Consider the following 23,695-nt stretch of genomic DNA (forward strand, 5'->3'; position numbering starts at 1 on the left):
AGATTGCGTCTCGTGCAACTGGACCTGAACCTGCTCACCGCGCTCGACGCCCTGCTCGAAGAGGAGAGCGTGACCGGAGCCGCCGATCGGCTGCACCTGTCCGCACCCGCCATGAGCCGCGCGCTCGGACGCATCCGGATCGCCGTCGGAGACGAGGTCCTGGTGCGCAGCGGCCGGGTCATGCGGCCCACGCCACGCGCCCTCGCGATGCGCGAGGAGGTCCGGTCGCTCGTGCTGCGCAGCCGGCAGGTCCTGACACCCGAGACGACCTTCGACGCCGGCGCCCTGCACCGGACCTTCACGATCCGTGCGCACGACGCCCTGGTCTCCGTGCTCGCCCCGTGGCTCGTCGAGCACACGCACCGGGCCGCCCCCGGCGTCGGCCTGCGGTTCCTCGGCGAACCGGACGACGACACCACGGACCTGCGGCGGGGCGTCGTGGACCTGGAGATCGGTTCCGCCGAGCCCGCGACCGCCGAGATCGACCACCGGCACATCGCGACCGACCCCCTGGTCGGGCTGGCACGCCGCGGGCACCCGCTCCTGGCCTCGGGCACCGCCGACGTCGACCTGGCTGCGTGGGCAGGTGTGCCGCACGTCGTCGTCTCCCGCCGCGGCCGGTTCGGCGACCGGATCGACGAGCTGCTCGCCGCGACCGGGCGGTCACGGTCGGTGGTCGCGTCGGTCGCGTCCACGAGCGCCGCCGTCGAGATCGTGCGCGAGACTGACGCGGTCGTCGTCATCCCGGCGTCGGTGGCGTCACGTGCCGTCCGCGCGGACGACACCGTGGTCTTCACGCCGCCCGTCGAGCTGCCGGCGGTGTCGGTCGTCCTGACCTGGCACCAGCGCTCCACGTCCGACCAGGGGCACCGGTGGCTGCGCAGCCTCGTCGAGCAGGCGCTCGTCGGCACGCTGGAACCCTGACCGGCTTCGGCGACCCGGCTCACGTCTTCGACGTCAGCCGGATCGGACGGGAGGCCCGTGGCGGGCCCGCCACGGGCCTCCCGTCCGGTCTGCGGCGCGTCAGCGACCGGCTGCTGCGTGGGCGGCGACCTGGGCGGCGGACAGTTCCGTCCCGTAGACGGCCGCGTACCGCATGGACCCGGTGAAGTAGGCGTTGGCGGGCGAACCCGGCCATCCGCCGATGGTGTCGTAGCCGATCCGGAACCAGCCGGTGTAGTTCTCCGGCGTCTTGTACGCCGCGTTCGACGCGACCAGCGTGCCGTCGACGTACAGGCGCATGCCGTTGGCCGGTGACATCGTCGTCACGGCGTGGTGCCATGCGCCGTCGGTGTAGGCCTTCGGCGACGAGACGACCTGGGTCGTGCCGCTGTACGTCCCGAACGCGAGCTGCCCGCTCGTGTTGAGGTAGAGCTTGCGGTCGTGCTGCCCGGATCCGCCGGTCTGGCTGCTGCCGAAGCCGATGAGCTGTCCACCGGCGACCGTCGTCTTGAACCACACCTCTTCGCTGAAGGTGGTCGGGTTGGCGTACGAGCGCGAGGTGGAGACGTAGCTCGTGGAGCCGTTCAGCACGTAGGCACTGCCGGTGTCGCGCGGGCAGGCGTTCGGGTCGGGCGTGACCGCCGTCATCGATCCCTGGTAGGTGCCGTTCACGCCGCGGCCCGACCAGTCCGTGGCGGTCTTCGCGTTCGTCGACTCGGTGAGCCGGTACGCGAACAGGGCGTTCGCGGTGTCGGCTCCGACGGCACCCGTGCAGGTGAAGTACGGGGCGGTCGCGGCGGTGTTCGTGTCGTTCCGGACGGTGGCGCTGTAGGCGGAGCGCGTCGGCGCGAACTGGTTCAGCAGGACGACGACAGCCAGGGCGACCACGAGCAGGAGGGCGACGACGCGGCCGTCACGCAGGCGACGGAGGATCACGAGGGACGCACCGCCTCGACGCGGCCGACGGCCAGGCAGGCCACGAGCGGCACCAGGCACATAGCGATCAGCGCCACCCACCCGAGCGGGTCGAGGTCGATGTTCGAGGTCAGCTGGTAGTGCCCGTTCTTCGTGAGTTCGTGGATGACCACGCGGCCGACCTCACCGTCGACCAGGTGCACGGTGTTGCCGCCGTGGGCGTCGACGCGCACCGGGAAGATGCCGGACGAGATGACGGTGGCCTCGACGCCCGTGGGGCTCGAGGTGTTCGTGATGGTCGTCACGTTGACGAACGGCTTGAGCACGAACGCGGCGTACGAGACCGTCAGGGCGGAGCCGGCGATCCGGAGGCAGGTGCGGGTCACCCGGTCCGTGAAGGCACTGGTCAGGGTCAGGATCAGGAGCGTGCCGATGAGCAGGATCGGGGCGGCGCGGAACAGCCAGCCGAGGTGCGGGACCAGGAGCGCCGGGGTGCCGATCACGTCGGCCTGCGACAGCGTCCACGGGTCGACCGCGCCGTTCACGTCGCCGCGGGTGTGCAGGCCGCCGTCGGCGTCGATCGCGATGATGCGGTGCGTGTAGACGACGTCGGGGTTGGCGGAGGTCTCGAACGAGACGACGTCGCCGACGCGCAGGGTCGTGACGTCGACCGGCAGGTCGAGCACGAGGGTCCCCACCGGGGCTGCTTCACCCATCGAGGGCGTCTCGACGACGAACCAGCGGCCACCGGCGGACAGGAACAGCACCGCGGCGGTGAGCAGCAGTGCGGCGACCAGGGCGAGCAACCAGGCGAGGACGGTCTCGGACCGGGTGACCGCGCGACCGCGGAGGACCGGACGGTCGAGCGTGCCGCTGAGCGGGATCGCTGCGGTCTGGCTCATGTCGTGCTCCTGCGGCTCGGTGGGGTGCGGCTACTGCGCGTGGTGGAACGGGGGTGGCGACGCTCGGCCGGAGGGGGGTCGGTCGAGCGTCGCCGGTCTGGGGTCACGGGACGTCCCGGGACGGCTGGGGGAGCCGGCCCGGAGCGGGATCAGGCCGTGAACGTCCAGGTCATGGGGACCGAGGCTGCGAGGCCCTGGTACGTGTTGCCCGCCGAGGAGTCGAGGGTCACCGCGAAGTTGAACGGCGTCGACGCACCGGCGGCCGGAGCTGCGGGCATCGTGAAGGCCGACGCTGCGGCGCCCTTGAAGCTGGCGAGCGTGCCACTGAAGACCGTGGTCGAGCCCGAGGTGATGACGAGGTTCATCTTGGCGCAGAGGTCGGTCGCGGTTCCGTTCGAGGAGCCGTTGTTCGACTGGGTGCACGTGCTGCCCGGCGTCAGGGTGAAGGTGCTCGCGGCAGCGGTGCCGGTGTTCTTGATCGAGATCGCCGTGTTGACCGTGTTGCCCGGCGTCATCGTCGTGCTGCCGCCGAACTTGTTGATCGTCGAGCAGGTCGCGGAGTTTGTCGAGACCGAGCCGCCGTCGGTGCTGAGGCAGGTGACGGTCGCGCCGGCGTTCTGCTCCTGCATGATCAGCGTGCCGCTGGCGGCGGTGTTGCTGCTGTTCGTGATGCTCGCCGCGAACCCGGACAGGGTGCCGGTGAGCGAGAGGGAGAGGAGCACGGCGGCGAAGATGCCGGCGAGGAGCGCCACGGGGGCGAAACGGATCCGCTTCAGCGCGGAGGTGCGGAGCTTGGTGGACACGGTGTACCTCATCGGTTCGGTGGTTCGCAGTGGTTGGGGGAAGCAAGTCACTCGGGCGGATTTGCTTCAATCATTAAGATAGTCACCGCTTGACCAAGTTAGCCACTCGCACACCTACCCCAGTGCGGGGGACGCTCCCGTCCCCCGGGTTCCCGACATGGAAGGATTCCCCCCGTGACCCCCGCCGCACCCGATGACGACGCCGCCGACCTGATGGCCGCGTTCACCGCTGTCGTGCGCGCGAACGCGAGCCTGGTGAACCAGCTCAGTGCCCGAGCCGGGGTGCACGAGAACGCCCTGCGAGCACTCGTGCTCATCAGCGACACCGGGTACTCCACGCCGACAGAGGTCGCCGGCTACCTCGGCCTGACCTCGGGCGCGGTGACGAACATGATCGACCGGATGAGCACCGCCGGACTCCTCGAGCGCGCGCCGAACCCGAACGACCGTCGTGGGTCGTTGCTGCGGCTGCTGCCGAGTGGCGACGACGTCGTCGCGGACTACCGGCAGCGCTACGCCGCCATGCTCCGGGCGGTCGACGGCGCGCACGGCGGCGAGCTGCACGAGGTGCTCAACGACCTGGCGACGAGTCTGTACCAGCAGGCCGCGGCAGCGGGGGAGTAGGGGCTCGTCAGACCGGCTGGAGCGCCTGCTGCTCGCCGGCGGGGAGCTCGACCCGGATGCGGTCACCCGTCCGGACGACACCGCCGGTCACGACGACGCTCATCACGCCGCCCTTCCGCACCACCGCACCGTCCTCGTCCCGCCCGAGCACCTCACGCAACAGACCCGGTTCGAACCCGTTGATCTGCTGGCACGGGTTCCGCAGGCCCGTCACCCGGACGCACGCCTCGTCGCCGAGGTGCAGCACCGTGCCGGTGGGCAGGCCGAGCAGGTCGACACCGCGGGTCGTGACGTTCTCGCCCATCTGGCCCGGCTCGAGGTGGTACCCGGCGTCGGCGACCTCGTCGAACACCTCGGCGTGGAGCAGGTGCACCTGCCGCAGGTTCGGCTGGGACGGGTCACGCGCGACTCGAGACCGGTGCTGGACGGTCGTCCCGGCGTGGGCGTCGCCCTCGATGCCCCAGCCCTCGACCAAGGTGACCTCGTCGACCACGGGCTTGCTGAACCGATGGACGTCGTCCCGGCTCACGGCGATCACACGCGGCTGGTCGTCACGGTTGTCGGTCATGGTGCGATTCTGGCGCAGGTCGGGGTCCGGCGCAGCACAGATCTGGTCACGCGCTCACGCGCTCACGCGCTCACGCGCTCAGCTTCGCGAACGCGGATCGGTGCCAGACCAGCGGGCTGTGCGAGAAGTCCGACATCAGACCGTTCACCCGGAGGACCACGATGTCGTGGTCACCCGCCGGGTAGGTGTGCTCGACCGCGCACTCCAGCCAGATCGGGGCTCCTTCGAGGAACACCGCGCCGGTGTCGGAGACCATCGTCTCGATGCCGACGAACCGGACGGACTTGTCGCGCGACGCGAGCTGCCTCGTGACGGGTTCGTGGCGCTCCCCGAGGACCGAGACCCCGATCGTCCGTGCGCCCGCGAGCGCGGGCCAGGTGGTCGAGGTGTGCTGCACGGCGAACATCACCAGCGGCGGGTCCTGGGAGACACCCACCGTGAACGAGGACGCGACGAGGACGGTCGGCTCGTCGTCGACGACGGCGGACAGCGCGGCGACGCCGCACGGGAAGCCGGAGAACGCCTGGCGGAGCAGGGCCGGATCGGCGGTGGACGGTGCGGTGAACATCGGGACTCCTTCGAGGGTTGGCGGGCAGAGGGTCAGGCGGCGTCCGCGTGTGCGGTGAGTCCGGACCGGTCGAGGGCGGTGGTCACGGCGCGGACGAACTCGTCCGTCGCGAGGGCCGGGAACTGACCGGTCGAGGGCATCGCCACGACGTCGGTGCCCGGGACCACACCGAACGTGATCGGGTCGTCCGGGGTGAACTGCGCGGTCGGCGGCTCGAGGACGGTGAGGTGCACGCCGCCCGCCACGAGCGCGTGCATGTCCTCCCACGTCTGCCGGTGCCCGCGGAACACCGCGGGGTAGACCGAGGCGTACCGATCGGCGTTCGCGATCGTGTCCGCGACGGCTTCGTAGAGCACCCGTGGGTCGTCGCTGCCGTACAGGCCGACGTTCTTCGCGTAGAGCTTCATCAGCGTCGACCCGTCCGCCGGGAACGCGATCGGTGGCGCCCAGTCGTTGGCCCAGTGCTCGAACGCTGCGTCGTCCGGCTCCTCCTGCGCGTAGAGCACGGCGCCGGGGACCCGGTCCGCTCCGGCCGCCACCGCCATCGCGGTGACGAGTGCCGACCCGGTCTTCATCCCGACCGGCAGGAACCGGCCGACCCCGAGCCCGTCGAGGGCCTGCAGCAGCACGGTCGCGTAGTCACCCAGGGGTCGGTCCGCTGGTGCGTCGTCGGACTGTCCGAACCCCGGGGTGTCGAAGGCGAGCACGGCGACGCCGTCCGGGAACGCCTCGAGGACGGGGTCGTAGACCGCCGAGGTGCGAGGTGACTCGTGGTACATCGCGATGACGCGCTCGGCGTCCCCCGGGGTCGGTCCGCCGGCGCGGAAGTGCACCTGGCCCCAGTCGGTGTCGACGTAACCGCGCATGATGGTTCCTCTCGTCGGGCCGATGCCCGGTCAGAACGCCCGCAGGTTGTCCCGCAGGTGCTCGTGGTCGTACTCGGTGCGGGTCAGCCCGCGAGCCTGGAGCTCCGGGACGAGCCCGTCGCACACCTCGGCGATGAACCGCCGGGTGACACCGTTCGTCCCGATCAGGAAGCCGTCCCCACCGGACACGTCCGCGAACGCCTCGAGCTGGTCCGCGACCTGCTCGACGGACCCGACGAGCGCCGGACCGGCGCCACCGGCCTCCTTCGCGACCGCCTGCCGCAGCGTCAGCGTGGCGTTGCGGTCCCGGTAGAGCGCGAAGTTCTGGGTACCGTTCGTCGCCAGGTCGAGTTCGCCGAGCGGGGTGTCGAGCGGCACGGTCGAGAAGTCGATGTCGGTGGACTTCGACATCGTTGCGAGCGGGATGTCGATGTTGTCCATCGCGAGCTGGACGCGGTCGTCGGCACGTTGCCGCGCCTCCTCCTCGCTGGACCCGACGATCGGCCAGACCCCGAACAGCACCTTGACGTCGTCCGGGTCGCGCCCGACCGCCGCGGCGGCGTCACGGACGCGGTTCCGGTAGTCGCGCGCCTTCTCGGGTGACGAGTGGATGGCGACGATGGTGTCCGCGTACTGCGCTGCGAACGCGATGCCGCGCGGCGAACCACCGGCCTGCGAGATCACCGGGCGGCCCTGTGGCGAGGGCCCGGAGTTCAGCGGCCCCCGGGTCGAGAAGTGGCTTCCCCGGTGGTCGGCGTACCGGACCTTCGTGTGGTCGGCGAAGGTCGCCGTGCGACGATCCGCCACCACCGCCCCGGGCTCCCACGTGTCGAACAGCGCGGTCATCGAGCGGACGAAGTCCTCGGCCACGTCGTACCGGGAGTCGTGCTCGTCCATCCCGTCGTGGCCGTAGTTCTGCAGCGCACGGTCACTCGTGCCGGTCACCACGTTGACGCCGAACCGGCCCTTCGACAACTGGTCGAGCGTGCCCGCCATCCGCGCCAGCAGGTAGGGGTGGTACGCGAAGGTCCCGGCCGTCGCGATGATCCCGAGCCGTTCGGTCGCCTGCGCGAGCAGTGTCGCGACGATCATCGGGTCCTGCCGCGGCGCCTGCATGGCGTACTTCAGGTAGACCTCCATCGAGTCGCCGTAGCGGTCGCCGACGAAGGTGTTGTCCTCGATGAGCACGTAGTCGAACTTCGCGCGCTCCATGGCCCGGGCCAGGTCGACGAAGATCTGCGCGTCCTGCCAGTCGTCGCCGATCGAACCGGAGAACGGCTGTGCCCAGGCGGGTACCGAGGTCCCGTTGCAGAACCACCCGAGGTGGAATGGTGAGGCGGTCATGAGTGCTCCAGTCCCGACGCTCAGAACGCGGCGAGGTTCGCTTTGAACGTGGACTCGGGGTAGTCGCTGCGGATGAGCCCGCGCTTGCGGAGCTCCGGCGCCAGACCCGATGCGATCTCGTCGATGTAGCGGCGCGAATGCGTCCGCACCGGTTCGCCGCGGATCAGGAACCCGTCACCGCCGACGGCCTCCATGACCTCGTCCATCTGCTCCGCGACCGACGCCGGTGTACCGACGAGCTCGACGGCCTCGGTCTGCTGCCCCATCAGCGCCTCGCGGATGGTCTTGCCCTGCGTGCGCTTCCGGAACTGCTCGAGCCCGGACTGGTGCCCGTTCGTCGAGACGTCGTCGGGCAGCGGGGCGTCCAGGTCGAACTGCTTGAAGTCGACCTCGGTGGTGATCGACATGATGCCGAGGATGGTCTCGATCTGGTCCTGGGTCAGCTCGTTCCGGCGGCGCGCGATCTCCTCGGCGTCGGCCTGCGTCTCGCCGAGGACGGGCTGGATGATGTACATGACCTTGACGTCGTCGGCGTCCCGCCCGTGACCGACGGCACGCGAACGGATGTCGTCGCGGTACTCGCGCATCTGGTCGACGCCCTTGGGCGCCGAGAGCAGCACGTTGGCGTGCCGCGAGGCGAAGTCACGCCCCTTCGGCGAACCACCGGCCTGGCAGATGACGGGGTGGCCCTGCGGCCCGGCCGGCAGGTTGAGCGGTCCGCGGACCTTGAAGTACTTGCCGTCGTGGTGGATGGGGTGCACCTTCGTGTGGTCGGCGAGGTACCCGGACTCGCGGTCGGCGACGATCGCGCCCGGTTCCCATGAGTCCCAGAGGTCCTTCACCACGGTGATGAACTCGTCCGCCATCACGTAGCGCTCGTCGTGTGGCAGCAGGTGGTCGAGGCCGTAGTTCTTGCCGGCGAGGTCCTCGGAACTCGTCACGACGTTCCAGCCGACGCGCCCCTTGGTCAGGTGGTCCATCGTCGCCATCACCCGTGCGACGAGGAACGGCGGGTAGAACGAGGTCGACATCGTGGCGATGAAGCCCATGTGCTGGGTGACCTGCGCCAGCATCGGCAGCAGCGGCACCGGGTCGCCCTTGGGGGAGTGCAGCCCGTGCTTCAGGTCGTTCTCGGTGCTGCCGCCGTAGGTGTCACTGACGAGCGTGGAGTCCTCGAACATCATGAAGTCGAAGCCGGCGCGCTCGAGCGAGCGGGCCATGTCCATGTAGTACTCGCCGTTGAGCCAGGTGAGCGGGGTGTCGGCTGCCCAGGGGGACTTCCACGCGGGCGTCTTGAACGGGGTGAACCACGCGAGGTGGAAGGGGTCGGCTGCCATTCGTGCTCCAGAGGGGGACTGAGGTGGTGGTGCGACCAGTCGAGCAGTGCGCGATTTCGCCGCGGCTGCGCCACCGTGAGGATTCGATTACGCGTGCAGCCGATCGCTCGGACCACCCGCTGATCGGGGGTTTCAGGCGGACGTGGGGATTTCCGCCTGCGGTTCGGGCGTGCCGGTGGTCCGGTCCGCCACGGCGCCCGCCAATACGCCGGAGCGGTGGCCGGCGAGCACGGCGTCGGCGGACGGCACCGGGATCCGGTAGGCCGACGTGATGGTCGTGTAGAGCGCGCCGCCGAGGCGGCCGACGGGGCGGTAGCGCTCGATGTCGATGCGCCCACGGTCGTCGAGGACCCCGTCGTCGGTGTGCACACCGACCACCTCGGCGAAGACGAGCGTCGCGCCGGGCATCTCCTTCTCCTCGGTCGCACGACACTCCAGGGCGACCTTGGCACCCGCCAGGCGTGGCGGCGTGACGACGGTGCTCGGGGTGGTGTCGAGTCCGAGCAGGGCCGCTTCGTCGACGTCGGCGTCGAACAGCGCGGCCGTGTCCGTCTGGTCGGCCTCGAAGCCCTCCGTGACCAGGTTGACCACGAAGTCGCCGGTGTGCCGGATGTTGTCGAGCGTGTCCTTGCTGCCGGTGAAGGACACCATGAGCATCGGTGGGTCCATCGTGACGAGCTGGAAGTAGCTGTACGGGGCCAGGTTGTTCCCGCCAGCGGGCGAGACCGAACCGATCCAGGCGATCGGCCGCGGCACGACCGCGTTCTTGATCATCCAGATGAAGTCGACGTGTTCGGACGAGGTGTCGAGGTACATGCGGTGGCCTCCTGGCGCGCGTTCGTGGGTCGAGATCTGACGGGAGGCTCGGTGCAGGTCCGGTGGGTCGGCGCGCCTCCCGGGGCAGCCGGTCGCAGGGCCCGGCTCAGGCCGCGCGGTCGTCGTCGAGCACGCGGGCTCCGGGGATCGCCCGGAGCAGCGTTCGGGTGTACTCGTGCTGCGGGGCACCGAAGATCTGGTCGGGGGTGCCGGACTCGACGATGTGCCCGTGGTCCATGACGTGCACGCGGTGCGACACCATCCGGACGACGGCGAGGTCGTGGCTGATGAACAGGTACGCCAGACCGAGTTCCTGCTGCAGTTCGACGAGGAGCTCGAGGATCTGCTCCTGCACCACGACGTCGAGCGCGGAGACGGCCTCGTCGAGGACGACCAGGTCGGTCTGGAGTGCGAGGGCGCGGGCGATGGCGACGCGCTGGAGCTGCCCGCCGGACATCTCGTTCGGCAGCTTGTCCGCGGTCGCCGCCGGCAGAGCGACCCGGTCGAGCAGGTCGAGGGCGCGGGCCTTCCGCGTTGCGACGTCGCCGATGCCGTGCAGCACCATCGGTTCCTCGATGCTCCGACGGACGGTCCAGCGGGCGTCGAGCGAGCCGTACGGGTTCTGGAACACCGGCTGCACGCGACTGCGGAACCGCATCAGGTCGCCGCCGCGCAGCCCGGAGAGCTCGGCGCCGTCGAAGGTGATCGAGCCGCTCGTCTGGTGCTCGAGCGCGAGGACCATCTTCGCCGTCGTGGACTTGCCGGACCCCGAGCCGCCCACGACCGCGACCGTCTCACCGCGTGCGATGTCGAAGGTCGAGCCGGTCACTGCGACGAAGGGGTCCTGCCGCCGCCAGCCGCTCGACCGGATCGGGTACTCCTTGCGGACGTCGGTGAGCCGCACGAGCGGTTCGGCCGCCGCCACCGCGAGGTCGGGGCCGGTCGGACGGTGAACCGTCGTCGCAGGGCCGTCCCCGACGAGGCGGACGGATCCGAAGTCCGGGGCGGCCGCGAGGAGCCGCTGCGTGTACTCGTGCTGCGGACGCGCCAGGATCCCGGCGGCGCGGCCCTGCTCGACGACGTCCCCGCGGTACATGACGAGGATCGTGTCGGCACGTTCGGCGGCGAGCGGCAGGTCGTGGGTGATCAGGAGCACGGCGGTGCCGAGTTCACTGGTCAGCCGGTCGAGCTCGTCGAGGATGGTCCGCTGCACGGTGACGTCGAGGGCACTCGTCGGCTCGTCGGCGATGAGGAGCTTGGGACGACAGGCGAGCCCCATCGCGATGAGCACCCGCTGCCGCATGCCGCCGGAGAGCTCGTGGGGGTACTGGCGTGCACGGCGCTCCGGCTCGGGGATCCCGACCATCTCGAGCAGCTCGACGACACGGGTCCGTGCCGCCGCGCCCTTGGCGATGCCGTGCACCTCGAGTGCCTCGCGGATCTGCGTGCCGACACGGTGGATCGGGTCGAGGTTCGACATCGGGTCCTGTGGCACCAGGCCGACGCCCTTGCCCCGGATGCCGACCATCGTGCGCTCGGGGGCATCGTGGATCGACACCCCGTCGAAGGTGATGCTGCCGTCCGAGATCCGGCCGTTCTCGGCGAGCAGGCGGTTCACGCTGGCCGCCGTCGTCGACTTGCCGGAGCCGGACTCGCCGACGATCGCCAGGGTCTCCCCGGCGGCGAGGTCGAACGACACCCGGCGGATCGCCTCGAACTCACCGGACGGGGTCGTGAACGTCACGGCCAGGTCGCGGACGGACAGGAGCGGCTGCTGCGTCATGGGGGCTGCCTTCGGGACAGGAGCGGAGCGTGCGAGGAGAGGGGCACGGGCCGGCCGTTGCGGCCGGCCCGCGCTGGGGTGGTGACTAGACCGCGACGGTGGGGAGCGGGGTCTCCACACGCGGCTGGGGCGTGCCTGCGAAGGACGGTGTGCCGCCCCACGAGGTCTCGACGTCGGCGAGCTCGACGACCTCGCCGAACGACCAGCCCATGCCGAACAGGGCGAAGTGGTTGCGCTCCGGCGTGAACTCGGCGACCGCGTCCCGCACGACGTACGTGGCGTAGTCACGCTGTCCCGCGTCGCGGACGGTGGTCTCGACGCAGATGTTCGTCGTCACACCGCAGACCACGAGGTTGCGGACACCCATGCCGGTCAGGACGGGTTCGAGCCGGGTGCCGTAGAACGCACTCGGGCGGGACTTGTCGATCACGACCTCGTCGGGTCGGGCCCCGAGCTCGGGGATGAGCTCGATCTCGTCGGTGCCGTACCCGAGCGAGTTCGCGGCGATCCGGTCGGTTGCCTTCGCACCCTTCGTGACACCGAAGTCGACCATGCCAGGGCTGTAGACGTAGCGGGTGAAGATCACCGGCACGCCGGCAGCACGTGCGGCGTCGACGAGGGCGACGGTGCCGGGGATCGCGTGCCGCAGCGGGGTGACGTCGATGCCGGCGCGGCCGAGCGAGTCGTCGTTGTCGAAGAACGCGCGCTGCATGTCGACGACGATGACGGCGGTGTTCTCGGTGGGGATGGTGGTGGTCATCGTGCGACTCCTAGTTGAAGAGGATCATGCCGTTGGGACGGGGCGTCCAGTCGAGCCCCTTGGTGACGCCGTACGTGTAGGTGTCGGCGATGAGCGGTGCGTAGTACGTGTTCTCGTCGACGATCGCCGAGACCTGCCCGAGGTCGGCGTTCCGGGCGTCCTCGTCGGGTTCTGCGAGCTCCTTCTCGAGCAGCGCGTCGATCTCTGCGTTCTTCGCGTAGCCCTGGCCGCCGGACTTGGTGAGCATGGTCAGGGGAAGGTCGGCGTCGAGCACCGACGGGGCGAACGCGTAGATGTACAGACCGGAGAACTTGTTCGAGAACCAGTTCGACGAGAACGTCGAGAACTCCTGGCCGTCGAGCTCCACCGTGATGCCGACCGCTTCGAGGTACTGCTGGATCGACTGTGCGAGCTGCTGGATCTGCGGCAGGGTCGTCGTCGGGTAGCTCAGCGTGATGGCGGACCCGTCGTACCCGGAGGCCTCGACGAGCTGCTTCGCCTTCGCGACGTCCTGCTCCGTCGGCTCGATGGAGTCGTCGTAGCCCTGGGTCACCGAGGCGACGAGCTGGCTGGCCGGCTCGGTGGTCCCGGCCATCAGCTTCTCGGAGATCGCGTCGCGATCGACAGCCAGGCTGACGGCCTTGCGGAAGTCGGCGTCGTCGAGCCACTTCGCGGTCGCGTTGAACCCGGTGTAGATGACCCGGTTCGACTTCGTGTCGACGACGTCGATCGCGTCGGACGACTCCGCGGTGTCGACGCTGGCCGGTCCGAGCAGCGCGATGTCCAGGTCGCCGGACTGCACCGAGTTCGCGCGGGTGGTCTCGTCCGGCACGAACTGGAAGACGACGTTCTCGTAGGTGCCCTGCTTGCCCCAGTAGTCCGGGTTCCGCTTCAGGGTGATGGAGTCGCCGCGGGTCCACTTCACCACCTCGTAGGGACCGGAGCCGACCGGCTTCTGCCCGAACGCCTTCGCACCCTCGGCGTAGATCGTCTCCGGCAGGATCGACACGAGTGTGACCTGGCGGTCGAACGGCGCGTACGCGGTGTTGAGGTGGAACACGACGGTGGTGTCGTCGGTCGCTTCGAGGGAGTCGATCGCGGTCATGTAGCCGCCGAGGTTCGACTCGGGGTCCTTCATCGCCGTCTCGTACGTGTACACGACGTCGTCGGCGGTGACAGGGGAGCCGTCGGAGAACTCGGCGTCGTCACGGAGCGTGAACGTCCACGTCGTCAGGGCGTCGTCGTGGGTCCACTCGGTCGCCAGGCCCGGCTCGACGCTGCCGTCCGCCCCGATGGTCGTCAGCTGGTCGAAGACGTTCTCGAAGACGTTGAGCGACTGCAGGTTCGTGTCGAACACCGGGTCGAGGGTCGACGGTTCGGCGGTCAGGGCGGCGGTGACGGTGTCCTTGGTGGTCGAGCCGCTGCCGGTGTCGGCGGACGAGAAGCCCGAGCAGCCGGTGAGCACGAGTGCTGCGGTGCCGGTGAGGCCGACCGCAGCGAGGAGTCGGTGGATCCGGGGTGATGCCATGAGGGGGTGGTCCCTTCCGGGTCAGGGGTGCGGGGGTGGGACGAGCGGTCAGCGACGCGAACGGCGCGCGGACAGGCCCTGCGAGACGAACTGGACCCCACCGATGACCATCAGGATCATCAGGGCGGGCAGGACGACGAGCGCTGGGTTGGTCTGCAGGTAGTTCTGGCCGTCGGCGATGAGTCCGCCGAGGCTGGGGGTCGGCGGCTGGATGCCGAGGCCGAGGAAGGACAGGGACGACTCGATCGTGATCACGGTGCCGACCTCGAACGCCGCGAGGATCGCGATCTGCGGGAGCACGTTCGGCAGCAGGTGGCGGCTGATGACCCACCATCCGGACCCGCCGGCCGCGGTCACGGCGGTGACGAACTCGCGTTCCCGCAGCGACACCGCGATGGAGCGCGAGACGCGGCCGTAGCCGACCCAGTTCGTCAGGCCGAGCATCACCACCAGCAGGGTGGTGCTCGAACCGAGCGCGGCGACCAGCACGATGAGGAGCAGGACGACCGGGATCGACAGCTGCACGTCGGCAACGCCCATCAGGAACGCGTCGAGACGACCGCGGCGCCACCCGGCGACGAGCCCGATCGCCAGCCCGAGGACCATCGAGATGAGCACGGCGCCGAAGGCCACGACGAGCGACGTCCGGGTCGCCACGGACAGCCGGCTGAGCAGGTCACGGCCCAGTGCGTCCGTCCCCATCAGGTGGGCACCACTCGTGAAGGGCGTCTGCTGCGCACTCGAGAGGTCCTGCGTGTACGGGTTGAAGCCGGGCAGGAACGGCACCACCACCACGACGAGTGCGACGATCACGAGCATGACGGTCGCGACGACGAGCGAGGGCGCCGCGCCGACGAGTCCCGCGGTGAGGGACCGTGCCTGGGTGCGGGAACGGAGCCGGTTCGTTGCCTGGGTCATGAGAGCCTCACTCGCGGGTCGAGCACCGCGTAGAGCATGTCGACGATGAAGTTGATGCCGACGAAGAGCACGGCGATCAGCACGACGCCGGCCTGCACGATCGGGTAGTCGCGCTCCGTCACGCCCTGCACGATCAGCCGGCCGAGGCCCGGCCAGTTGAAGACCATCTCGAGCACGACCGTGCCGCCCATCAGCACCCCGAGGTTGATGCCGGCGATCGTGATGACGGGCAGCAGGGCGTTCGGGAGCATGTGCCGCACGACGATCCGGCCTCGGGGGACGCCCTTCGCGCGGGCGGTCCGGACGTAGTCCAGGGTCCGTGACTCGTCGAACGAGGACGAGATCAGCCGCAGGTACAGTGCCACCTCGAACGTCGCCATCGTCGCGACGGGGAGCACGAAGCTCGCGTAGCTCGTGCGGCCGATCGCGGGGAGCAGCCCCAGGGAGACCGAGAACACGAGCACCAGCAGGATGCCGAACAGGTACGGCGGGATCGCCTGCCGGACCGTCGCGAGCCACATCAGCGTCGACCGGAGCCGCTTGCTGCCGGTCGTCTCGGCGATGACCGCCAGGGCAACTGCGAGCGCGAACCCGATGACGAACGAGGTCAGGGCGAGCTCGACGGTGTTCGGCAGCCGCTCGAGCACGAGGCCGAGTGCGGACTGACCCTGCCGGATCGAGTCGCCCAGGTCGCCCCGGAACGCACCCGCCATGAAGTCGACGTACTGCACGAGCAGCGGCCGGTCGAGCCCGAGGCTGTGCCGGGCGGCGTCCACGTCGGCCTGCGTCGCCTGGTCCGGCAGCATGAGCCGGACCGGGTCCCCGGTCAGCCGGGCGAGCACGAACGCGAACGTGAGCACCGCGAGGACCGTGACGACGATCCGCGCGACGCGGGAGCCGATGAACCGCACCATGTGACGGTCCTTCCTTGAGCGGGTACGAGGTGGTCACCTCGGTGTGCAGGTGACGCTACGGACCGATTGATTCCGCACCGTGACCTGTCGGTAACGGTTGATTGCGCGCCGTCGATCCGCATGGGCAAGCCGATCGAGGGCGTTTCCGCCGCTGTCGGCGGTCTTGGTTCGTACCGCGTTGCTCAGCGCGGAGGCGTCGGTGTCTTGAGCATCGCGGGAACGTCGTCGTGCTTCGCCCACAGCGCCACACGGTCGCCGCGGTAGTGGCCGTAGGCGAGCATGCCGACGCGACCGTCCGCACCGCGCACGAGCGTCTCGCGCACCAGGATCGCGGCACCGACCGCGACCTTCAGGACCTTGGCGGTGCGCTCGTCGCAGTTCACCGCCTCCACGGTCGCCTCGACGTGCGACAACGCGACCTGCCGCATCGCATTGAGCCGGGCGTCCCGGTCGTCGTCGTCGACGAGCAGGTCCGGCGCGTCCATCGGGTAGTACCCGACGAGCACGCCGAGCGGTTCGCCACCGCGGGTGACGAGGTCCTCGCGCATGAGCACGTACTCATCGTCGATCTCCAGCCGGCTCCGGATGTGCTCGTCGGCCAGCACGGGCGCGCGCTCCAGCTCGGCCAGTTCGAGGGACACGGAGGGCCGGTCCGGGTCCTCCTCGGCGCGGGTCCATCCGCCGATCGGCAGGAGTTCCAGCAGCGGCAGCTCGGAGATCGAGGCCACGACGCTCGTCCCGATGCGCTGTCGTCGTTCGATGAGCCCCTCGGCACCGAGCATCGACAGCGCCGACCGGATGCTGCTCCGGCTCATCATCATCGACAGGGTGAGGCTCTGCTCCTCGACCGGACGCCCGGCCGCGAGCACGCCGCGCCGGATGCTCGCCCGCAGGAGCACGTGGGCCCGTCGTGGGGAGGACTGCAGGAGTTCGCGGATCCGCTGGCCACTGCCGCTCCGGGCTCGGGCGATGGCCTCGGTGAGTTCGGTCTGCGTGTACACGTCGATCCTCCGGTCCGGAGCCGACAGTGCCAGCGGCCCCTCGGTGGAGGTGAGCTTATGGACGACGCGTGTCGTGCAACTACCCCGGAGCGTTACGTGTTGATTACGCCGTGCAGCCGGCCGAGCGCAGGGGTCAGTGTCCGAGCTCGACCAGGAACACCCCGGCGATGATCAGCGCGATGCCGCCCAGCATGAGCAACGTCAAGGGTTCGCGGAAGAGCACCCGGCCCAGGATCGCCGTCAGTGCGACACCGGTCGCGGCCCAGATCCCGTAGGCGACACCAATCGGCAGGCCGAGCGTCAGGGCCACGGCGAGCAGGCTGAAGGCGACGAGGTACCCCAGGACGACGGGCACGAAGAACAGCTTCTTGCCGTCGGTGGCGAGCTTGAGGCTGATCGTGGCACCGACCTCGGAGACGATCGCGACGGCGAGCAGGACCCAGGCCATCAGAACGCCTCGCGCTCTGGCGTCTGGCGCTTCCGTGCGGCGAGGGCTCGCTGCGAGCCGATCTCGACCAGCAGCACGCCGGCAGCGATCAGCACGATGCCGACGACCATGGTGAGCGTGAGTGCCTGCCCGAACAGCACGGCCGCGAGCACCGCGGTCAGGGCGACACCGGAGGCTCCCCAGATGCCGTAGGCGACCCCGACCGCCATCCCCGCGCGGAGCACCAGGATCAGCATCGCGAACGCGGCGACGTACCCCGCGACGACGAGCGCGTACCACCCGGGCTGGTCGACGGCAGCCTGCATCGAGAGCGCTCCGGTGACCTCGGCGACGATCGCGGTCCCGAGGAACAGCCACCTCATGCGCCGGTCCCGTCGGCCAGGGCCGCGATCGCGCGTGCCGCGACCCGGACGGTAGCCTGTGCGGCTCTGTCGTCCCGGTCGGCGAGCCACGTCGAGCTGATGCCGTCGGCCGTCGCGATGAGCAGCCGGACGACGTGCTCGACCGGCACTGCCCAGCGGATGCCGTCCTCGGCGGTCCACTCGTCGACCTGCTCGCGGACGGCGTCGAGGTACGCGTGCTGCTCCCACGCGGCGAGGTCCTGCAGGTCGGGGTCGCGTCGTGAGTAGGTGACCAGCTCGACGACGGCGAGTGCGGTCGCTGGATCGTCGCGCGTCTGCGCGAGGTGGGCCGACAGGCCGGAGGTGATCCGGGCCTCCAGGTCGAGCCGCGTGACCGGTGGTGCGAACGCGACCGCCATGGCCGTGCGCAGCTGGCGTTCGAGCACGGCACGGAAGAGCGGCGCCTTCGACGCGAAGCAGTAGTGGAAGGCGCCGTGCGGCAGGCCGGCGCGGGCGGTGACCGCGCGGGTGGTCACCGCACCGATGCCGCCGTCGCGCAGGACGGCGATCGCGGCGTCGACGAGCTGCTCGCGCCGTTCTTCGACGCTGCGGTGCTCTTGCTGGAGGGTCATGGTCCGACCGTAACGCCGTACTTGGCCATGTGGCCAAGTCGGCGGTGAACTCTCAGCGTGGGATGGGTTCGCCCCAGCACCCCGGTCCACAGCAGAACGACCCTCGGCCAACCGGCTGAGGGTCGTTCTGTGGTGCGACGTGCCTACTTGCGGAGCAAGAGGCTGGCCACGCCGAGGACGGCGAGGGTGATCTTGTAGCTGCGAGGAGACATCAGACCGTCCTTACTTGCACTGGCTGGCACTCGTTGCACTGGCTGGCACTCTTGTCAGCTGGCGGGCGGCACCCGCCTTACTGCGGCATGTCCACGAACCGCGAGAACATCCCGTGGAACGCCACGGTGATCGTGTCCGTCGGCCCGTTACGGTGCTTCGCCACGATCAGGTCGGCCTCACCCTGCCGCGGGTTGTCCTTCTCGTACGCCGACTCGCGGTGCAGCAGGATGACCATGTCGGCGTCCTGCTCGATCGAGCCGGACTCACGCAGGTCGGAGATCGCCGGCTTCTTGTCGGCACGCTGCTCGGGACCACGGTTCAGCTGGGACAGTGCGATGACCGGGACCTGGAGCTCCTTCGCCATCAGCTTCAGCGCACGTGAGAACTCGGAGACCTCTTGCTGGCGGCTCTCGACCTTCTTGCCCGAGGTCATCAGCTGCAGGTAGTCGATGACGACGAGCTTGAGGTTGTGCTGCTGCTTGAGTCGACGGCACTTGGCGCGGATCTCGACCAGCGTCATGTTGGGGGAGTCGTCGATGAAGAACGGGGCGTCGTTGATGCGCCCGCGGGTCTGCGCGATGGTCGTCCAGTCGCGGGAGTCCACGGTGCCCTTGCGCATGTTCTGCAGCGGCACGCTGGTCTCGGCGGACAGCAGACGCATGGCGATCTCGGCGCGACCCATCTCGAGCGAGAAGAAGGCGGCGGTCTGGTCGTGCTTGATCGCGGCGGCGCGGCACAGGTCGAGCGCAAGGGTGGACTTACCGAGGGCGGGTCGAGCGGCGACGATGATCAGCTGCCCGGGGTGGAAGCCGTTCGTCAGGCCGTCGAGCTGCGCGAAACCGGTCGGCACCCCGGTCATCTGGCCGTCACGCCCCTTGGCGGCCTCGATCTCGTCGAGGGCGGCGGAGATGGCGTCGGTCAGGGGGACGTAGTCCTCGGTCTGCACGCCACCAGCGACGTTGTAGACCTCGGCCTGCGCGCTGTTGACGAGGTCGGTGACCTCGCCTTCGGAGGCGTAGCCCATCTGCACGATGCGGGTACCGGCGTCGACGAGGCGACGGAGCACGGCCTTCTCGGCGACGATCCCGGCGTAGTACCCCGCGTTGGCCGCGGTCGGCACCATGCTCGTCACGCTGTGCAGGTACTCGGCGCCGCCACCGCGGGAGAGCAGACCGGTCTTGGTCAGCTCGTCGGTGACCGCGATGACGTCGGTGGGCTCGCCGTGCGAGTAGAGCGACAGGATCGCGTCGAAGATGACCTCGTGCTTGGGGACGTAGAAGTCCACGCCACGAGCGGTCTCGATGACGTCGGCGACGGCGTCCTTCGACAGGAGCATGCCGCCGATGGTCGACTGTTCGGCCAACAGGTCGTGCGGCGGGGTGCGTTCCATGCCGCGCTCCGCGTACTCCTGCGGTGCGGGCTCAAGATGCGCGATCGACACACTCTCTCCTCTGTTGAACGACGCAGGGCTGGACACGGCGGTCCGACACCTGCAACGACTTTCTACCCCCAGCGACCGACATCCCCGAGTCGCTGGGCCAAGCTACGGCCGCAGAGTTATCCCCAACAAACGGCCCTGTGGATAACTCTGTGGAGGGATTGCGGAACACGCCGGAATGCTGTGTGGAGAACTGTGGACGAGCCTGTGGAATCATGGCCATGGGAACACACTTTCGACCACCTGACCAGGGGTTTTCATTCTCACACGGTGTGTGGAAAAGTGGGGTTCAAGTACGCCTTGAAGGTTCCGATTTGACACGTTTCTGCTGTGTAAAACGACTTGACAAGCACCCCTCCTGTGGGAAGTGTTCTCGGGCCGTTCCCAGCAAGCCGGGCCGTGCCTGAGAGGTAACCAGCCAGCCAGGCCGAACCCGCCCGTGCAAGCCGAGCCGGGCCTCCCGGCCGTTCTGGACGACCGTGCGTTGATGGTGAGCAGAAGATGTCGAGTGGGGGATCGGGACCCGACCTTTTCTGCTCACCAAGTGAAAGCACGCACGCCCCGCGCCCCGCGCCCCGCGCCACGCACCACGCGGAGCACCCACCAACGCAACGACGGGCGGGCCTCCCGAAGGAGACCCGCCCGTCGTGGAGCGGAACGTCAGTGCTACTTGGCAGCGACGACCTTGAGCGAGATCACGGCAGTGATGTCCTCGCGCAGACGCACGGTGGCCTCGTGGTCACCGACGGTCTTGATGGTCGCGGGGACCTCGACCTTGCGCTTGTCGAGCGAGCCGACGCCCTGCGCCTGGACGGCGTCAGCGACGTCGCCCGGACGGACGGAGCCGAACAGACGACCGTCCTTGCCGGCCTTGACCGCCAGGGAGATGGTCGCGTTCTCGAGCTTCATCTTGAGGTCCTGTGCCTCTTCGATGGTGGCGAGCTCACGCGCGGTGCGCGCGGCACGGATCGACTCGACCTGCTTCTCGCCGCCCTTGGACCACGCGACAGCGAAGCCCTGGGGGATGAGGTAGTTGCGGGCGTAGCCGTTCTTGACGTCGACGACGTCACCAGCGGAACCGAGGCCGGAGACCTCGTGGGTGAGGATGAGCTTCGACATGTGTCGACCTCCGATCAGCGGCCGGAGCCGGCGTAGGGGAGGAGCGCCATCTCACGGGCGTTCTTCACGGCACGGGCGATGAGGCGCTGCTCCTGGACGGAGACGCCGGTGATGCGACGGGCGCGGATCTTTCCACGCTCCGAGATGAACTTGCGAAGGGTCGCAACGTCCTTGTAGTCGATGACGCCGACCTTGATCGACTTCGCGGGAGCGGCGTTCTTGCCGCCCTTGCCGCGAGGCTTCCGGCGGTCGCCGGTGCTCTTTCCAGCCATAGTGATTTGTCCTTAGAAGAAAAGTTGTGTGTCCGTCGGAACCAGGAGGATCAGAACGGGGTCTCGTCGTCGAAGTTGCCGCCGGGGGTGCTCCACACGTCGTTCGACTGTGCGTTGCCGCCGCCCTGCTGGCCACCCTGCGGGGACCACGGCTCGTCCGACTGGCCACCAGCGGGGGCGTTGCCGCCACCGTTGTTGTTCCAGCCGCCGTTGCCGCCGCCCTGCTGACCGCCGCCGTTGCCGCCGCCGACCTGGCCACGACCGCCGCCGCCACCCGCTGCGCGGGTGATCTGTGCGGTCGCGTACCGGAGCGACGGGCCGATCTCGTCGACCTCGAGCTCGATGCTCGTGCGCTGCTGACCCTCACGGTCCTGGTAGGAACGCTGACGCAGACGACCCTGCGCGATGACGCGCGAGCCCTTCGTCAGCGACCCCGCCACGTGCTCGGCGAACTCCCGCCACACACTCGCGCGGAGGAACAGCGCGTCGCCGTCCTTCCACTCGTTCGCCTGACGGTCGAACGTGCGAGGCGTGGAGGCGATGGTGAAGTTCGCCACTGCGAGCCCGTTCTGCGTGTAGCGCAGCTCGGGGTCCGCGGTGAGGTTGCCCACCACCGTGATGACGGTTTCGCCGGCCACGGGTTACTCGGCGCTCGCGGTCGCGGTTGCGGAGGCGTTGGCAGCCTTGCGGGCTGCGCGTGCCTCGTCGCGCTGCTTCTGGGCGGCGACCTGCGCGATGCCCTCTTCGGCGCGGAGGACCTTCGTGCGGAGCACGGCCTCGGAGAGACCGAGCTGACGGTCGAGCTCCTTGGCGGCCTCGGGCGAGGACGTGAAGTCGACGACGGCGTAGATGCCCTCGGACTTCTTGGCGATCTCGTAAGCGAGCCGGCGACGGCCCCAGACGTCCACGTTGTCGACGGTGCCACCGTCGTTGCGGATGACAGCGAGGAACTTGTCCAGGCTGGGAGCGACGGTGCGCTCATCGATCTCGGGGTCGAGGATCGCCATCAGTTCGTACTGGTGCATGCGGAACCCACCTCCTCTGGTCTCAGCGGCCCCGGGCAGTTCCCGGGGCAGGAGGGTTGATGCATGTGCCACGGCACGCAGACACGCGCCGGGCAACCTGCACAGACTACCCGACGGCCTGGAGGCGCGCCACCGGTCTGTGGAGAACCGTCGCGTCCGTCAGGCGGTCGCGTCCCGAGCGGCCCACCAGTCGCGCAGGCGCGCCTCGGCAGCGTCGGCGCCAAGCGGCCCGTCGTCCATCCGCGCCTCGAGCAGGAAGCGGTAGGCCTCGCCCACGGCACGCCCCGGCGGGATGTCGAGGATCCGCATGATGTCGTCGCCGGTCAGGTCGGGCCGGATCGAGTCCAGTTCCTCTTGGTCGGCCAGGACGCGGATGCGCTCCTCGAGGTCGTCGTACGCGAACGCCAGGCGATCGGCCTTGCGACGGTTCCGCGTGGTGACGTCCGAGCGGGTGAGCTCGTGCAGCCGTTCGAGCTGCGGGCCGGCGTCGCGGACGTAGCGGCGCACGGCCGAGTCGGTCCAGGCGCCGTCGGTGTACCCGAAGAACCGCAGGTGCAGTTCGATCAACCGCGCAACGGCGGCGATCGTGTCGTTGTCGAAGCGCAGGGCCCGGAGCCGCTTCTTCGCGAGCTTCGAGCCGACCAGGTCGTGGTGGTGGAAGCTGACGGCGCCGCCCGGCTCGAGCTTGCGGGTGGCGGGCTTGCCGATGTCGTGCAGCAGCGCCGCGAGCCGCAGCACGGTGTCCGGGGGGTCGCCCGCGTGCCGCTCGGCCTCGTAGCCGATCGCCTGTTCGAGCACGGTCAGGGAGTGCTCGTAGACGTCCTTGTGGTGGTGGTGCTCGTCGATCTCGAGCTGCATCTCGGGCAGCTCGGGCAGGAACCGCTGCGCCAGCCCGGTGTCCACGAGCAGGCGGATGCCCGGCACGGGGTCGCCCGTGCCGAGCAGCTTGACGAGTTCGTCGCGTACCCGCTCGGCGGACACGATGTCGATGGAGTCGACGAGGTCCTGCATGGCGGCACGGACGTCGTCGTCGACGGTGAACCCGAGCTGCGAGGTGAACCGCGCTGCCCGCATCATCCGGAGCGGGTCGTCGCGGAACGACACCACGGCGGCCTGCGGGGTGCGGAGTCGTGCGGCCAGCAGGTCCTCGACGCCGCCGTGCACGTCGACGAGCTCGCGCGCCGGCAGCCGGAGCGCCATCGCGTTGACGGTGAAGTCGCGGCGGAGCAGGTCGTCCTCGATGGTGTCGCCGAACGCGACCTCGGGCTTGCGGGTCTCGCCGTCGTACACGTCGCTGCGGTAGGTGGTGATCTCGACCTGCTCGCCGCTGACCCGCGCGGCGATGGTGCCGAACTGGCGGCCGACGTCCCACGTGGCGCTCGCGATCGGTTCGACGATGCGCAGGATGTCGTCCGGACGGGCGCTCGTCGTGAAGTCGAGGTCGGTGACGGGGCGACCGAGGAAGGCATCCCGCACGGGTCCGCCGACCAGGGCCAGCTCGTGTCCGGCGTCGGCGAAGGCCCGAGCGAGGAGGGCGACGGGCTCGGTGGTGGCGAGTGCGTCGAGTCGTTCGACGGCCTGGGCAACGGACTGCATGACGGTGCTCATCCTCCCAGAT

26 protein-coding genes are annotated in these 23,695 nt (G+C 69.5%); 2 read left to right on the top strand and 24 right to left on the bottom strand.

Annotated features, from left to right (window positions below; all coding sequences use genetic code 11):
* The first annotated feature begins 12 nt into the window (after positions 1 to 12).
* On the top strand, positions 13 to 924 hold the full coding sequence (locus HQQ88_RS07190) for a LysR family transcriptional regulator (RefSeq protein ID WP_173169042.1): 912 nt from the start codon (positions 13 to 15) through the stop codon (positions 922 to 924).
* A gap of 99 nt (positions 925 to 1,023) precedes the next feature.
* On the opposite strand, the gene HQQ88_RS07195 is transcribed toward HQQ88_RS07190, so the two are convergent.
* The 3 genes from HQQ88_RS07195 to HQQ88_RS07205 all read right to left on the bottom strand — a co-directional run bounded on the left by HQQ88_RS07195 (position 1,024) and on the right by HQQ88_RS07205 (position 3,562).
* Positions 1,024 to 1,878, bottom strand: a complete 855-nt coding sequence (locus HQQ88_RS07195) for a LamG domain-containing protein (protein ID WP_131920838.1) — start codon at positions 1,876 to 1,878, stop codon at positions 1,024 to 1,026.
* A complete protein-coding gene (locus HQQ88_RS07200; protein ID WP_123292956.1) occupies positions 1,875 to 2,759 on the bottom strand; it encodes a S26 family signal peptidase in 885 nt (294 codons plus the stop codon). The genes HQQ88_RS07195 and HQQ88_RS07200 overlap by 4 nt, the downstream gene beginning before the upstream one ends.
* 149 nt (positions 2,760 to 2,908) lie before the next feature.
* Complete coding sequence (locus HQQ88_RS07205) at positions 2,909 to 3,562, bottom strand: hypothetical protein (RefSeq protein ID WP_123293393.1); 654 nt, start codon at positions 3,560 to 3,562, stop codon at positions 2,909 to 2,911.
* Positions 3,563 to 3,736: 174 nt separating this feature from the next.
* Between HQQ88_RS07205 and HQQ88_RS07210 the strand changes: the two genes are divergently transcribed.
* The gene (locus HQQ88_RS07210) at positions 3,737 to 4,186 is read left to right on the top strand and encodes a MarR family winged helix-turn-helix transcriptional regulator (protein ID WP_185040719.1); all 450 of its coding nucleotides are present in this window, start codon (positions 3,737 to 3,739) and stop codon (positions 4,184 to 4,186) included.
* 7 nt (positions 4,187 to 4,193) lie between these two features.
* Here HQQ88_RS07210 and HQQ88_RS07215 read toward each other — a convergent pair whose 3' ends face one another.
* The 21 genes from HQQ88_RS07215 to HQQ88_RS07315 form a co-directional block, all read right to left on the bottom strand.
* Positions 4,194 to 4,754 carry an MOSC domain-containing protein gene (locus tag HQQ88_RS07215; RefSeq protein WP_131920834.1) on the bottom strand — a complete coding sequence of 187 codons (561 nt, stop codon included), beginning with the start codon at positions 4,752 to 4,754 and terminating at the stop codon, positions 4,194 to 4,196.
* Positions 4,755 to 4,824: 70 nt separating this feature from the next.
* The gene (locus HQQ88_RS07220; RefSeq protein ID WP_132099222.1) at positions 4,825 to 5,322 is read right to left on the bottom strand and encodes a flavin reductase family protein; all 498 of its coding nucleotides are present in this window, start codon (positions 5,320 to 5,322) and stop codon (positions 4,825 to 4,827) included.
* Positions 5,323 to 5,354: 32 nt separating this feature from the next.
* On the bottom strand, positions 5,355 to 6,188 hold the full coding sequence (locus HQQ88_RS07225) for an alpha/beta fold hydrolase (RefSeq protein WP_173169043.1): 834 nt from the start codon (positions 6,186 to 6,188) through the stop codon (positions 5,355 to 5,357).
* 30 nt (positions 6,189 to 6,218) lie between these two features.
* A complete protein-coding gene (locus tag HQQ88_RS07230) occupies positions 6,219 to 7,532 on the bottom strand; it encodes an NtaA/DmoA family FMN-dependent monooxygenase (RefSeq protein ID WP_132099224.1) in 1,314 nt (437 codons plus the stop codon).
* Between the two features lie 20 nt (positions 7,533 to 7,552).
* Positions 7,553 to 8,869: an NtaA/DmoA family FMN-dependent monooxygenase gene (locus HQQ88_RS07235; RefSeq protein WP_131920826.1), complete on the bottom strand. Its 1,317-nt coding sequence runs from the start codon at positions 8,867 to 8,869 to the stop codon at positions 7,553 to 7,555.
* A gap of 132 nt (positions 8,870 to 9,001) precedes the next feature.
* On the bottom strand, positions 9,002 to 9,685 hold the full coding sequence (locus HQQ88_RS07240) for a flavin reductase family protein (protein ID WP_173169044.1): 684 nt from the start codon (positions 9,683 to 9,685) through the stop codon (positions 9,002 to 9,004).
* Positions 9,686 to 9,791: 106 nt separating this feature from the next.
* Complete coding sequence (locus tag HQQ88_RS07245) at positions 9,792 to 11,468, bottom strand: ABC transporter ATP-binding protein (protein ID WP_173169045.1); 1,677 nt, start codon at positions 11,466 to 11,468, stop codon at positions 9,792 to 9,794.
* Between the two features lie 85 nt (positions 11,469 to 11,553).
* Positions 11,554 to 12,228 (bottom strand): cysteine hydrolase family protein, encoded by a 675-nt coding sequence (locus HQQ88_RS07250; protein WP_131877899.1) that lies wholly within the window; start codon positions 12,226 to 12,228, stop codon positions 11,554 to 11,556.
* A gap of 10 nt (positions 12,229 to 12,238) precedes the next feature.
* Entirely contained in the window at positions 12,239 to 13,756 is a 1,518-nt protein-coding gene (locus HQQ88_RS07255) for an ABC transporter substrate-binding protein (protein ID WP_173169046.1), read from the bottom strand.
* Positions 13,757 to 13,804: 48 nt separating this feature from the next.
* Positions 13,805 to 14,674: an ABC transporter permease gene (locus HQQ88_RS07260; RefSeq protein ID WP_131920820.1), complete on the bottom strand. Its 870-nt coding sequence runs from the start codon at positions 14,672 to 14,674 to the stop codon at positions 13,805 to 13,807.
* The gene (locus HQQ88_RS07265) at positions 14,671 to 15,588 is read right to left on the bottom strand and encodes an ABC transporter permease (protein WP_131920818.1); all 918 of its coding nucleotides are present in this window, start codon (positions 15,586 to 15,588) and stop codon (positions 14,671 to 14,673) included. The genes HQQ88_RS07260 and HQQ88_RS07265 overlap by 4 nt, the downstream gene beginning before the upstream one ends.
* A 182-nt stretch (positions 15,589 to 15,770) precedes the next feature.
* Complete coding sequence (locus HQQ88_RS07270; RefSeq protein WP_173169047.1) at positions 15,771 to 16,589, bottom strand: GntR family transcriptional regulator; 819 nt, start codon at positions 16,587 to 16,589, stop codon at positions 15,771 to 15,773.
* A gap of 133 nt (positions 16,590 to 16,722) precedes the next feature.
* On the bottom strand, positions 16,723 to 17,037 hold the full coding sequence (locus HQQ88_RS07275; RefSeq protein WP_131845112.1) for a multidrug efflux SMR transporter: 315 nt from the start codon (positions 17,035 to 17,037) through the stop codon (positions 16,723 to 16,725).
* Positions 17,037 to 17,399, bottom strand: coding sequence for an SMR family transporter (locus HQQ88_RS07280; RefSeq protein WP_173169048.1), 363 nt, complete (start codon positions 17,397 to 17,399; stop codon positions 17,037 to 17,039). The genes HQQ88_RS07275 and HQQ88_RS07280 overlap by 1 nt, the downstream gene beginning before the upstream one ends.
* Complete coding sequence (locus HQQ88_RS07285) at positions 17,396 to 18,010, bottom strand: TetR/AcrR family transcriptional regulator (RefSeq protein WP_173169049.1); 615 nt, start codon at positions 18,008 to 18,010, stop codon at positions 17,396 to 17,398. The genes HQQ88_RS07280 and HQQ88_RS07285 overlap by 4 nt, the downstream gene beginning before the upstream one ends.
* 289 nt (positions 18,011 to 18,299) lie before the next feature.
* Positions 18,300 to 19,664, bottom strand: a complete 1,365-nt coding sequence (gene dnaB, locus HQQ88_RS07290) for a replicative DNA helicase (RefSeq protein ID WP_111083664.1) — start codon at positions 19,662 to 19,664, stop codon at positions 18,300 to 18,302.
* Positions 19,665 to 20,327: 663 nt separating this feature from the next.
* Positions 20,328 to 20,780 (bottom strand): 50S ribosomal protein L9, encoded by a 453-nt coding sequence (gene rplI / locus HQQ88_RS07295; RefSeq protein ID WP_111083665.1) that lies wholly within the window; start codon positions 20,778 to 20,780, stop codon positions 20,328 to 20,330.
* Between the two features lie 14 nt (positions 20,781 to 20,794).
* The gene (gene rpsR, locus HQQ88_RS07300; RefSeq protein WP_017887834.1) at positions 20,795 to 21,052 is read right to left on the bottom strand and encodes a 30S ribosomal protein S18; all 258 of its coding nucleotides are present in this window, start codon (positions 21,050 to 21,052) and stop codon (positions 20,795 to 20,797) included.
* Positions 21,053 to 21,102: 50 nt separating this feature from the next.
* Positions 21,103 to 21,690 carry a single-stranded DNA-binding protein gene (locus tag HQQ88_RS07305; RefSeq protein WP_123292950.1) on the bottom strand — a complete coding sequence of 196 codons (588 nt, stop codon included), beginning with the start codon at positions 21,688 to 21,690 and terminating at the stop codon, positions 21,103 to 21,105.
* Positions 21,691 to 21,693: 3 nt separating this feature from the next.
* A complete protein-coding gene (gene rpsF, locus HQQ88_RS07310; protein WP_111083667.1) occupies positions 21,694 to 22,077 on the bottom strand; it encodes a 30S ribosomal protein S6 in 384 nt (127 codons plus the stop codon).
* A 159-nt stretch (positions 22,078 to 22,236) separates the two neighbouring features.
* Positions 22,237 to 23,673, bottom strand: a complete 1,437-nt coding sequence (locus HQQ88_RS07315; protein WP_173169050.1) for a CCA tRNA nucleotidyltransferase — start codon at positions 23,671 to 23,673, stop codon at positions 22,237 to 22,239.
* Positions 23,674 to 23,695: the final 22 nt, after the last annotated feature.

Origin of the sequence: Curtobacterium sp. VKM Ac-2861 (assembly GCF_013204965.1) — a bacterium.
Taxonomy (GTDB): domain Bacteria; phylum Actinomycetota; class Actinomycetes; order Actinomycetales; family Microbacteriaceae; genus Curtobacterium.